The sequence below is a fragment of the Hamadaea sp. genome (assembly GCF_013362815.1).
Taxonomy (GTDB): Bacteria; Actinomycetota; Actinomycetes; order Mycobacteriales; family Micromonosporaceae; genus Hamadaea.
Map to the genome: position 1 here is coordinate 1 of NZ_JABFVK010000045.1, position 12,395 is coordinate 12,395.

The 12,395-nt window shown below is 70.9% G+C and carries 6 protein-coding genes; 4 read left to right on the forward strand and 2 right to left on the reverse strand.

Annotated elements, in window-relative coordinates:
- Nucleotides 1-134: 134 nt before the first annotated feature.
- Nucleotides 135-1,295 carry an acyl-CoA dehydrogenase family protein gene (locus HOV77_RS21450; RefSeq protein WP_290864384.1) on the reverse strand — a complete coding sequence of 387 codons (1,161 nt, stop codon included), beginning with the start codon at nt 1,293-1,295 and terminating at the stop codon, nt 135-137.
- Nucleotides 1,296-1,667: 372 nt separating this feature from the next.
- Here HOV77_RS21450 and HOV77_RS21455 point away from each other — a divergent pair, with 372 nt between their 5' ends.
- Together HOV77_RS21455 and HOV77_RS21460 are read left to right on the forward strand one after the other, a co-directional pair.
- Complete coding sequence (locus HOV77_RS21455) at nt 1,668-3,023, forward strand: UDP-glucose/GDP-mannose dehydrogenase family protein (protein WP_290864386.1); 1,356 nt, start codon at nt 1,668-1,670, stop codon at nt 3,021-3,023.
- Between the two features lie 158 nt (nt 3,024-3,181).
- Nucleotides 3,182-8,200: a permease gene (locus HOV77_RS21460; protein ID WP_290864378.1), complete on the forward strand. Its 5,019-nt coding sequence runs from the start codon at nt 3,182-3,184 to the stop codon at nt 8,198-8,200.
- Between the two features lie 100 nt (nt 8,201-8,300).
- On the opposite strand, the gene HOV77_RS21465 is transcribed toward HOV77_RS21460, so the two are convergent.
- Entirely contained in the window at nt 8,301-10,295 is a 1,995-nt protein-coding gene (locus HOV77_RS21465; protein WP_290864379.1) for an acetoacetate--CoA ligase, read from the reverse strand.
- Between the two features lie 159 nt (nt 10,296-10,454).
- On the opposite strand from HOV77_RS21465, the gene HOV77_RS21470 reads away from it, so the two are divergent.
- Both HOV77_RS21470 and HOV77_RS21475 read left to right on the forward strand, forming a co-directional pair.
- A complete protein-coding gene (locus tag HOV77_RS21470) occupies nt 10,455-11,042 on the forward strand; it encodes a hypothetical protein (protein ID WP_290864380.1) in 588 nt (195 codons plus the stop codon).
- Nucleotides 11,043-11,067: 25 nt separating this feature from the next.
- Nucleotides 11,068-12,213 (forward strand): hypothetical protein, encoded by a 1,146-nt coding sequence (locus tag HOV77_RS21475; protein ID WP_290864382.1) that lies wholly within the window; start codon nt 11,068-11,070, stop codon nt 12,211-12,213.
- Nucleotides 12,214-12,395: the final 182 nt, after the last annotated feature.

The following is a 12,395-nucleotide window of genomic DNA, read 5'->3' on the forward strand; positions in this document are numbered from 1 at the left end:
GAGCCACTCGGCGAGAACCCCGACCCCGCGCCCGCGGTCACGCTCGCGCATGATCGAGCGTCGCAGGAGCCTATCCGCAACGTTTCCAGCTCACTTGATCTTGTCGAGCGAGTGAAGGTCGCGGCGACTCGGAGCTAGATGACGCCCTGGAGGAGCTGCCGCGCCATCACGATGCGCTGAACCTGGTTGGTGCCCTCGTAAATCTGAGTGATCTTGGCGTCCCGCATCATGCGCTCGACCGGGAAGTCCTTCGTGTAGCCGTAGCCGCCGAGCAGCTGCACCGCGTTGGTGGTGATCTCCATGGCGGCGTCCGACGCGAAGCACTTGGCGGCCGCGCCGTAATAGGTGAGGTCGGGCGCGTTGCGTTCGGAGCGGGCGGCGGCGGCGTAGGTCAGCTCGCGGGCGGCCGTCAGCTTCATGCCCATGTCGGCCAGCATGAACTGCAGGCCCTGGAACTCCGCGATCGCCTTGCCGAACTGCTTGCGCTCCTGGACGTACGCCAATGCGGCGTCGAGCGCGCCCTGGGCGATGCCGAGCGCCTGGGCGGCGATGGTGACCCGGGTGTGGTCGAGGGTACGCATGGCGGTCCGGAAGCCGGTGCCTTCGTCGCCGATGATGCGGTCGAGCGGGATGCGTACGTTGTCGAGGTAGACCTCACGGGTGGGGGAGCCCTTGATGCCGAGTTTGCGCTCCGGTGCGCCGAAGCTCATTCCCGCGTCGGACTTCTCGACGACGAACGCCGAGATGCCGCGCGTACCGGCGTCGGCCGAGGTCTTGGCGAAGACCGTGTAGTACTCCGAGACGCCCGCGTTGGTGATCCAGCGCTTGACCCCGTTGAGCACCCAGTGGTCGCCGTCGCGTACGGCGCGGGTCGTCATGCCGGCCGCGTCGCTGCCCGCCTCCGGTTCGGAGAGGCAGTAGGAGAACATCGCGTCGCCGCGGGCGACCGCCGGCAGGTAGTGCTTCTGCAGGTCGGCCGAGCCGGCCAGCATCAGAGGCAGGCTGCCGAGCTTGTTCACGGCCGGGATGAGGGAGCTGGACGCGCAGGCCCGGGCGACTTCCTCGATCACGATCGCGGTGGCGAGCGCGTCCGCGCCGGCCCCGCCGAACTCGGCCGGGATGTGCGGGGCGTGGAAGTCCGCGGCGCGCAGCGCGTCGTAGCTGGCCTGGGGGAACTCGCCGGTCTCGTCGGCCGCCGCCGCGTGCGGGGCGACCTTGTCCGCGCAGAGCTCGCGCACGGCCTCGCGGATGGCGACGTGCTCCTCGGAGAGCTGGTACAGATCGAAAGACACGATGCCTCCGTGCGGTGATCGGCATCGGATCACGGTTCTCGGTCGAATCTTGCAGCAAGATTCGACCCGGAACCCTGATCCAGCGGTGTAACAGGGGTTACTCGTGGGTAGCTTGGACGCGACTAGCCTAAACGAAGACTCAGGTTTTCGGCGAACCCGCCTGTCCCGTACGCTTCCTCGGGTGTTGGCGCGGGCGTACGCTCGCAACGGCCGGGGAAATCGGCCGTAAAACGGCAACTTTCGGCGTTCTTGGCGACGTCTAGCGATGCAGTGTGATGTGCGAGACGGGAGAATGAAGGCGTGACGAACCCAGTTCAGGGCACGTATGTGCCGACGGTCACAGTCACTCCGCCCTCGGGTGCCGCGCGGCCCCGGTTGACCTTCATCGGCGTCGGCTACCTGGGCGCCACCTATGCGATCTGCTATGCCGAGCTCGGGTACGAGGTGCTGGCGGTCGACGTCGATCCGAAGCGGGTCGAGGACTTGTCGGCCGGGCAGATGCCGTTCCACGAGCCGGGGCTGGACGAGTTGCTCAAGCGGAACCTGGCGGCCGGCCGGCTGCGGTTCACGACCTCGTACCAGGAGGCCGCCGACTTCGGCGACGTGCACTTCATCTGTGTCGGCACCCCGCAGCGTTCCGACGGCATGGGCGCGGACCTGCGGTATGTGGAGTCGGCGATCGCGCCGCTGGCGCCGCACCTGACGCGTAAGGCGCTGATCGTCGGCAAGTCCACGGTTCCAGTGGGCACCGCCGAGTGGGTCGAGCACCTGGTCGAGAAGTACGCCGACCCGTCGCTGGGCATCGAGGTCGCGTGGAGCCCGGAGTTCCTGCAGGAGGGGTACGCCGCCGACGACGTCATGCGACCGAACCGGATCGTGTGGGCGGCGAAGACCGAGTGGGCGACCGCGATGCTGCACGCCGCGCACAAGGGTGTGTTCGACCTGGCGTCGACAGAGGATCGTGAGGTTCCCGTGGTGGCCACCGACTTCGCCACGGCGGAGCTGGTGAAGGTCGCGGCGAACGCGTTCCTGGCGACGAAGATCTCGTTCATCAATGCGATGGCCGAGGTGTGCGAGGTGGCCGGCGGTGACGTGACGCACCTGGCCCGAGCGCTCGGCTTCGACCCGCGGATCGGCAACCGGTTCCTGCAGTCCGGCGTCGGGTTCGGCGGCGGGTGTCTGCCCAAGGACATCCGGGCGTTCCAGGCGCGGGCGCAGGAGCTGGGTGCGGGTGAGGCGCTGCGGTTCCTGCACGAGGTCGACTTGATCAACCTGCGTCGGCGGGCCAAGGTCGTGCAGTTGTCGGCGGAGTTGCTCGGCAGGCGGCCGGGTCCGGCCGGTCCGGATCTGTCGGGGGCGCGGATCGCGGTGCTCGGTGCGACGTTCAAGTCCAACACCGACGACGTGCGGGACTCTCCGGCGTTGGCGGTGGCGGGGATGCTGGCCGAGGCCGGGGCCGACGTGCACGTCTACGACCCACAGGGCGCGGACAACGCGCGCCGGGTGCACCCGGAGCTGGCGTACGACAAGTCTTTGGCCGAGGCGGTCACGGACGCCGAGCTGGTGTGCGTACTGACCGACTGGGCCGAGTTCCGCAACGCCGACCCGGTGACGCTGGGCGAGCTCGTCCGTCAGCGCAAGATCATCGACGGCAAGAACTGTCTCGACGGCACCGCGTGGGCGGCCGCCGGATGGACCTACCGCGGCCTCGGCCGACCGGCTGTCGGCTGATCGGCGCGCCACCGGTAACAGTTTGATCACTCAGCGCAGAGTCGCTCCACAGATCGTGGGGCGGCTCTGTCGCATTCATGGCTAAAAGGGACTGTACAGCCCTCGCTGCGACCGGGCATGCTGACTTCAACCGGCGTGACCGCTTCGGAGGTGTTCCCTTGGAACAGTCCCCATGCTCGATGTGTGGCAGGCTGCGGGATCCTCTCCAGCGCTGCCCGCACTGCGGCAACACCGCGGAGGTCCTGGAGGCCGAGCTCGCCCGAGTCAACAAGGCGATCGCCGACCTGAACACGGAGGACATGGGGCTGGTCTCCCAGCGTAAGAAGATCAGCCAGCAGCTCCAGGCCGCGATGCACCAGCGCAACCTGCTCTCCCACGCGGTCCAGCGGCAACAGTCCAAGGCGCAGGCTCCGCGCCAGCGCCGGTTCGGCCGCAAGACCGAGGCCACCGCGCCACCGGCCGCCGCGGCACAACCGGTCACGACCCCTTCGGCTCCGGCCGCGTCTGGTCGCCCATCAAGTGGTACGCACAGCCGCCCACCCGGCGCGGGGACCACGCGCCCGGCCGGTCCGGCTCGGACCCCCGGCGCCGGCGCCCGTCCGCCGGGCGCTTCCCGGCCGCGGGTCGCCCCGTTGCAGACCCCGCCGCCGGAGACCTCTCCGCGTACGGTGCAGAACGTCCTGCTGATCCTCGGTGGGTTGATGATCGGCGTGGCGGCCGTCGTCTACGCCGCCTTCGCCAGTGGTCTGCGCGCCGGGGGCGGCCTGCTCGTCCTCAGCCTCGTCACCATCGGCATGCTCGTCGCGGCGTTCCTGCTCATCCGCGTACGCCTCGTGTCGACGGCGGAGACGCTCACCACGGTCGGCCTGCTGCTCCTCCCGGTCGACGGATACCTGCTGGCTCAGTTGCCGCCGATCTCGACGTCGGATGCGACCTGGCCGCAGATCGCCGGAGCGGTGTTCGCCGTCACCGGACTCATCTCTCTCGTGATCCATCGCATCACGCTGCTCAGTTCGGCTCGGTACGGCGTAGTGCTGTTCTTCCAGCCCGTCCTGCCCCTCTTGGCGTACGACTGGATCAAAGGCCCGGCCGGCCTGGCGCTGATCTTCGCGTTGCTCGCCTTGGGAAACGCCGTGGTCGCGCGGGCTGTCGAGCTGTCGCACCGCGAGCCGCTCCAGATCGGCGGGGAGCACCCGATCCGGCACCCGCAGGTGCTGGAGGGCGCGTGGTCGAGCTTCTGGCTGCGGGAGCTGGCGTGGGGTCTGCACGGCGTGGCGGTGCTCGCCGGTATCTCCTATGGACTGGTCGCGACCTGGCGGGCGACCGACGCGCCGAATGCCGCACGCGGCGGTGCGACGTTGCTGCTGGCCTGCGTGGTGGGGCTGCTCGGCGCGCTGATGGTACGCACCCGGCCGCTGCCCGACCTCGCGGCGGGCGCGTTGACGCTGGCCTGGGTCGTGGTGGCCGGACGAGTGGCGGGACTGGCCGCGCCGGGGCAGACGTTGCTGGTCCTCGCGGGCGCGCTCGTCGTGACCGGCCTGGCGATCCGGGTGATCCCGGCGTCGGCTCGGCGCGGACCGCAGATCGCCTCGACCTTGGCGGTGGCCGCCGTCGGCGCGTTCGTCCTGGGTCAGGCGGTACGCGCGGCGCTCGGCCCGATCCGCGCGGGCCTGCCGATCTGGAACGGCCGTACGCCGGAGGAGTACCAGGCGATCCTGCACTCCGCCGCCTCGGGCGCAGGCCCGTCGCTGGTGGGGACGGTCGCGCTGGCCGCCGTCGCTGCCGGGCTGGCCCTGCCGCCGTCGTTCCGCCGCGAGGTGGCGGTGGGCGGTGCGGCGCTGGCCGGGCTCGCCGCGCCCGCGTCGTTGCTGCTGACGCCGTCGGCCACGTTGTGGGTGCTGACCGCGGTCGCGATCGGCATCGCAGCGGTCGGCATCGGAGTCGGCTCCGTTCAGGTCTCGTCCCGGCCCGAACCGCCCGTGGACGCCGACGAGCCGGCTGAGGTGGAACCGAAGCCGCGCGGCGGGTTCGCCCGATTCCTCTCGCCGCGTACCGGGCAACTGGCCGACCAGTGGTTCGGCGCGCCCGAGCCGCAGCGGGCGATTCCCGGTGGCGGGCTCGGCGCGACCACACCAAGGTCCGCTCGCGCGCATGCGATCGCCGCCGCCCTCGTCGGCATCTCGGCGATTCTCGCCTCGCTGACCTCGCCGGGTGCGACGGCCGGCGTACTCGCGGCGATCACGGCCGCCGGAGTGATCCTGTCGTTGGCGCAACGCGTACTGCCGACTCCGGAGGCGCGGGCCGGACGGCCGGTTCCGCATCGCCCGGTCACCCAGATCATCGGTGACACCTGCGCCGGAGCGGCCGCGTTCGCCGCACCGTCGGCCGTGGCCGCCACCATCGTCAGCCTCGCGCCCGGCGTACTGCCGTCCGTGCCGCTGATCGCGGCGGCCCTCACCGCCAGCGGCACCCTCGGCTACGTCGCGATCCGGCAGGTCGCGCACCGTGAGATCGGGTTGCCCGTCGCGATCGGCAGCGGTCTCGGCGCGCTGATCATCACGCTCGCCACGTTCGGGGCCAAGGGCGCCGGGTTCGCCGACACGCTGGTCGCCACACTGCTCCTCGTCGCCGCCGTCCTGCTGATCCTGAGCTCGTCGATCGACTCGGGCATCCGGGCCGACCGCATGTACGACGGGGCCGACTACGCGGCGGCCATGGTCGTGGCGGGCGCGATCGCGGCGGTCACCCGGGCCGTCTCCCTGGTCATGCCGGACAGCTGGCTCGTCGCGGCGGCCCTGATGGTGCTCGCGGCGGCGGCCGGCATCCGCACCATGCCGGCCGACTGGCGGCGGGGGCCGGTGCTCGGCGCGAGCGCCGCCGGCCTCGTCGTCCTGCTCGTCGCGGGATATCCGGCGCTGCTCGGCGGGCTCCAGGCCGTCACCGTCGAAGGTGGACTGTGGAGCGGCGATCTCGCCTCGACCGCCGTGACCGATTCGGGGCTCGGCTGGCAGGGGCCGCTCGCGCTGTTCGCGCTCGCGGGCGCGGCGGCGATCGGCATGCCCCGGCCGCGCAACTACGACGCCGCGGCGGTCTGCGTCGGACTCGGCACCGTCGGCACTCCGGCCGCGTTGCACTGGCCGTGGTGGTCCCCGGTCGTCCTCGGGCTGATCATCGCGGCGGCGTACGCGATCTCCGCGCCGGTCGCGAAGGACCCCCGCGCCGGGTACGCCCGCATCGCAGTCGCCATCGCGTTGGCGTTCTACGCCGTCGGGGCGGCGCTCGTCCGGCCCTGGACGACGGCGGCGGCGCTCGGCGTACTGGCGTTGGTGAGCCTGGTGGTTCTCGCGTTGTCGGCGTACCAGAGTGCGACGACGACGCTGGGCACCAATCGCACGTCGCATCTCGGCACGGTCGGTGGCATCGGCACGGTCGGCGTCCTGCTCGCCGCACCCGCGGCGGTCGCGGTCCTGGCGTACATGGTCCATGGGGGACAGTCGGACACCCGGCAGATCGTGCTGACCGCCGCGTTGGCGACGGTCTCGATCGGACTGGCGGCAGCCGGGGTCGCCCGGGTCGCGATCGCCGGTTACCTGGGCTGGGTCACCGTCGGCGTCAGCGTCGCCGGAACGGCCATCGCGGTGGGCGAGGTGACGGGACCGCAGCCCACCGGGGTCTTCGCGGCCACCGCCGTGCTGCTCGCCGTGCTGTCCGAGCTGCTGCGCGCGCCCACCGTCAGCCGGCAACGGCCGCTCTCGCGGCTGTGGAGCCAGGCTCGCGACCGGTGGCGGCTGCCCGACTATCCGGCCGCCGGGGCGTTCGCCGCCGCGTTGCTGCCCGCGCTACTCGCGATCTTCGCCCTCTGGCCGCTGCTCGTGGCCGCGCTCACGAAACCGTTCCAGACCGTCGGCCACATCTGGGCTGGCGTACCGGAGACGACAGCCAACGCCGCGGCCGCGACCGGCCCCAGCGCCGCCTTGACCGCGCTCCTGCTCACCGCGGCGGCCGCACTGGCCGCGGTCGGCTTCGGCGGCGGCACGAACCGGGCCGTCGCCCGCATTCTGCCGGTCTTCGCGATCGCTCTCTTGATCATCCCGTACGCCATGCGCCTGAGCTGGAACTCGGCGGTCCTTGCCGGGCTGACCGTGTTCACCGTGTGCATGCTGGGCGTCGCGCTCACCGACCCGCCCACCGACGCCGAGAGCGACCGGTCCCTGCGGTTCGCCCGGGTGGCGATCGTCCTCATCGGACTGATCGGCGGGAACGCCGGGCTCGCCGGGGCACTGGCGACGCCGGAGATGACGATCTTCACCTTCGGTGGCGCGGTCGGCGTCGGAGCCACCGCCGCGCTCGGTGGCAAGACGCAGATGGCCCGCATCCTGGGCTGGCTGGGCGCGGCCGTCGCCGGCGAGTTGTTCATGATGTCGGTCAGCCTGCACTTGGGGCTGACGCGGTTCTGGACGGCGCTCGGCGTACTCGCCGTCGGCGCGATCCTCATCATCGGCGCGGCCCTGTTGCCCCGGTTCGCCCAGCGGGAGGCTCGTCCGGAGGCGTCGGCCGTCGAATGGGCCGGCCAGTTCGCGGCGCTCATCGCGCTCGTGCTCGCCCTCGAATCGCCGGTCAGCGTCGGCGTACTTCTCGCGGCGTGGAGTGCGGTGCTCGGCATCGCCGCCGGGCGGCCCACCCACACCGAGACTCAGCGGCGGGCGTACTTCTGGGCCAGCGCCGGTTCGGCCATCGCCGCGTGGTGGTTGTTCGCGCAGAACGCGCAGGTGGCGCAGCCCGAGGCGTACACCTTGCCGTTCGCCGTGGTCGTGCTGCTGGTCGGGGTGATCGAGCTGCGGCGGCGACCGGATCTCGGTTCGCGAGCGGCGTTCACGCCCGGGCTGGTCGCGGCGTTCGGCCCGACCCTCGTGTTGGTGCTGGTCAAGACCGACCCGATCCGGGAGGGCGTCCTTCTCGTCGCCGCCGTCGCCACGGTCATCTACGGCTCGATGAAGCGGGAACGGGCACCCATCGAGGTCGGCACCATCGTCGCGATCGTCACCGCGTTGCACGCGCTCACGCTGGCGTTCAGCGCCTGGGTGATCATGATTCCGCTCGGCATCCTGGCGCTCGTGCTCGGGGCCAACAGCGAACGGCGACGGCGACTCAGCGAGGGCCTGCAAAAGATGCGCTAGCCCCCTGGCTGCCCTATCGGGCGCTGGATCAGGGATCTGGGTCGAATCTTGCGCCAAGATTCGGCCTGGAACCCTGATCCAGCGGGAGGGGGCCGGCGGGTCAGTGGGGGCGTTCGCGAGCCAGCTTCTCGAACGCGCTCAGCGACTCGGGGTTGGCCAGCGCACCCTTCGCCGCTGCGCGGTCGACCGGCGTACCAGTCAGAATTCTTTTGACCGGGACCTCGAGCTTCTTGCCCGAGAGAGTGCGCGGAGCGGCCGTGACCTGGTAGATCGCGTCCGGAATGTGCCGGGGCGACAGCGCGGTACGCAGCTCGCGCGCGATCTTGGCGCGCAGCGTGTCGTCCAGCTCCAAGCCGTCTTGCAGCACGACGAAGAGCAGGAGTTCGCCCGCGCCGCCCTCGGTGTCCTCGAGATGCACGACCACCGAGTCGACGACCTCGTCGAGCGCCTCGACCACCGAGTAGAACTCCGCGGTGCCGAGCCGGACGCCACCGCGGTTGAGCGTGGCATCGGAGCGACCCGTGATGACGCAGCTGCCGTGGTCGGCGATGGTGACCCAGTCGCCGTGCCGCCACACGCCGGGGAAGACGTCGAAGTACGCCTCCCGATAGCGGCTGCCGTCGTCGTCGCCCCAGAACCCGACCGGCATGCTGGGCATCGGCGCGGAGATGACGAGTTCACCCAGCTCGCCGAGGACCGGTTTCCCGGTCGGGTCGTACGCCTCCACCCGCGCGCCGAGGCAGCGAGCGGCGATCTCGCCCTCGTAGACCGGGTTGAGCGGAGTGCTGCCGACGAAGCCGGTGCAGACGTCGGTGCCGCCGGACAACGACTGCAGCTGCAGTGTGTCCGAGACGTCGGTGTAGACCCAGCGGAACCCCTCGGGCGGCAACGGCGCGCCGGTCGAGCCGAGTCCCTTGAGCCGGCTCAGATCCGCCACGTCCTTGGGGGACAGTCCGGCCTTGCGGCAGGCCAGCAGGAACGGGGCGGAGGTGCCGAAGAAGGTCGTCTCCGTCTCCTCGGCCATCCGCCAGAGCGCCCCGAGATCGGGCCAGCCCGGATTGCCGTCATACATCACGATCGCCGAGCCGACCGCGGGGGCGGAGACGAGATAGTTCCACATCATCCAGCCGGTGGTGCTGAACCAGAACATCCGGTCGCCGGGGCCGAGATCGTGATGCAGTGCCAGCATCTTGAGGTGTTCCAGCAGGATGCCGCCGTGCCCGTGGACGATCGGCTTCGGCAGCCCGGTGGTGCCGGACGAGTACAGGATGTAGAGCGGCTGATCGAAGGCGACCTGGGCGAAGGTCAGCGGCTCGTCGGTGTCGGCGGTCAGCTCGGCCCAGCTCAGGTCAGCGCTGTTTTCCTGTCCGGTGTAGTCCAGTCCGACAGTGGCGCGTACCGAGGGCAGGGCAGCGCGGATTCCGGCCACCTCCGCGCGGCGATCCACGAGCTTGTCGCCGTAGCGGTAGCCGTCCACGGCCACGAGCACGACCGGTGAAATCTGCGTCCATCGATCGGTCACGCTCCGCGTGCCGAATTCTGGGGCACACGAGGTGAAGATCGCCCCCAGGCTCGCGGTCGCCAACAGGAGGATCAGTGCTTCCGGCACATTCGGCAGGTACGCCGCCACGCGATCACCGGGCTGGACACCCAGCCGACGCAGTCCCGCCGCCGCCCGGCGTACCTGGTCGCGCAGTTCGTCGGCGGTGAACACGACCGGTTCCCGGCTCTGCGAACGGCCGAAGACGATCGGGGTGTCACCGGCCACGCCCGGCATCCGCAGGACGTTCTCGGCATAGTTCAGCCTCGCGCCCGGGAACCACGTCCCGGTCGGGCCGAACGGCGTACCGGGGCCGAAGGGTGCGCCGGATGTGTAGCCGTTCGACACGACTTCGGGGGATTCGGTGGAGGCCACGACGCCGAAGTAGTCCCAGATCGACCGCCAGAACCCGGGGAGGTCCTCCACCGACCACTGCCAGAGCTCGGCGTACGCGTCGAAGTCGCGCCCCCGCTCGGCCGACAGCCACCGCAGATAGTCGCCGATCCGGGACGTCTGCCGGACGTCCGCAGGCGGCCGCCACAGGATCGTGGTCATGATCTACTCCTCCCGCCCGAGGTCACCCTTGACCTGGCCCGCCCATCTTGCCGCATCTTTCCACCCGGCCGCACGGCGGTGAGATGGCTCCGCCATACATCGCCGAAGGCCGACATATGTGGGATGTTCCGCGGTCGGGCGCGCGAGTAGCCTGCGCGCATGCGTCACGTCTGGAGCCTTCTCGCCGGGCTGATCGTCGCGCCACTGATCTTCGCCGCATCGTCGGTCATCGTGGAGATGACGGGCGACTGGACGATGCTCCAGACCGTCTTCCTGGTGCCGCCCGCTCTTCTCATCGGCGCGTTGGCCGTGCCGCGCATCTCGCCCGTCGGGCCGATAGCCGCCGGGCTACTCCTCGTCACTCCCCGGCTCCTCGTGACCGTGTTCGACGTCTCCTCCGACCGGCTCTTCCGGCCGCCGCTCTCGTCCGTCAGCCGGATCGCGGAGGGCGTACTCTTCCGGCCCGAATCCGGCCTCATCTCGTTCACCGCGTTCGTCGGTGGCGTCATTCTGCTGCTCACCGCGGCGAGCCCCAGCCGGTGGCGGGGACGCCCGAAGACGCCTACGGCCGCGTCCCCCGTTGAACCAGTCGTCGACACTGGACGTATCGACGCGGTTGCGGCCTGGCGACCGTTCCCCGCCGACAGCTCGGAGACGGCCGCCCCGGTTCCGTCGCCGGCACCACCCGAGAACCAGAATCCCGGGTCGCCGCCGACCGGACCGTGGGCCGGACCACCGAGCCGCTGACCTCATCCGACCTGGAGGCCCGAGCATGCGTCACCTCGGATCGTTCCTGCTTGCCCTGATCCTCGCGCCGATCGTGTATCTGCTGACCGGCCTGGGACTGAGCGCCTTCGGGCAAGCCGCCCAGCGAGGCGTCGACCAGCGCCCGCTGGCCACGGTGCTGGCCCTGGCCACGTTGGTCGTCGGCGGCGGCGTGTACGCCGTCCTCGTGATGGCCCGCCTGTCGCCGGTCGGCCCGGCGTTGGCCGGCTTCTTCTTCCTCGGCATGCCGGCCTGGCCGCTCGTCGACCCGGTGAGCTACCAGCGGGTCCTCGACGACATCGGAGCCCGGTTCAACCTGCTCGGCGTGGAGATCCTCGGCATCGACGTGATCGGCAGCTCGGGACTCGGCGTCTTACTGGCGGTACCGTTGCTCGCGACGTTGGCGAGCCCCCGTCGCTGGAGCCGCTACGACACCCGGCCCGCCCAAGTGGCGTACGCGCCCGGGCCCGGTTACCAGCAACCGGCGTACGCCGGCCCCACCCGGTACGCCACCGAGCCCGGACCGGTGACCGAGCAACTTCCCGACGTGGCACCCCCGACCCTGCACTACCCGCGTTACTCCGCTCCTGTCGCGGTGCCTACGCCGCCCGCAGCCGCCACCGTCGTACTTCCTTCCGCTCCGCCTCCCGCGGCCGCCGCTTCCGCTCCCGCGGCTCCGCCCGCACCCGCCGCACCTAGCGCACCCGCCGCCCCCGCTGCTCCGCCTGCGCCCGTCGCACCTAGCGCACCCGCCGCCCCCGCTGCTCCGCCTGCGCCCGTCGCACCTAGCGCACCCGCCGCTCCGCCTGCATCGGTCGCGCCCGCACCAGCGCCCGTCGCACCTAGCGCTCCCGCACCGCAGGCTGCTGCCGCTGCTCCGCCTGCTTCGGCCGCGCCCGCACCGTCGGCTGCTCCCGCTGCCCCGCCCGTTGCTCTCGCTCCCGCACCGACGCCCGTCGCACCTAGCGCATCCGCTCCCGCTCCCGCCGCGCCTACGCCGCCGGTCCCTACCCGGGAGCGGGCTTCCGATCAGGAGATCTCCATCCCGCGCCTCGAAGCCGAGGAGCCGACCGAGCCCGCTCCGAAGCCCGAGTCGCAACCTGGTGAAGAACCGACGGTGAAGATCGACCCGAACACCCTCAAACCGCTCTGACTTGCCGCTTGATCATCGCCGTATCCGGGGATAACGCGGCTTTGCCGCCCAACTAAGCCGCGTTATCCCGGGATCCCGCGCCGCGGTCAAGATCCCGCGCCGCGGTCAAGGTCGAGTGCCCGTGGTCAGCTCCCGAAGCCCGATTTTCCAGATCAAGTGCCCGTGGTCTGCGCAGAATCAGC

Bases quoted from the DNA above. Each gene is read 5' to 3' on its own strand.
- HOV77_RS21465 (WP_290864379.1), bottom strand. From the start codon at position 10,295: ATGACCACGATCCTGTGGCGGCCGCCTGCGGACGTCCGGCAGACGTCC.
- HOV77_RS21470 (WP_290864380.1), top strand. From the start codon at position 10,455: ATGCGTCACGTCTGGAGCCTTCTCGCCGGGCTGATCGTCGCGCCACTG.
- HOV77_RS21475 (WP_290864382.1), top strand. From the start codon at position 11,068: ATGCGTCACCTCGGATCGTTCCTGCTTGCCCTGATCCTCGCGCCGATC.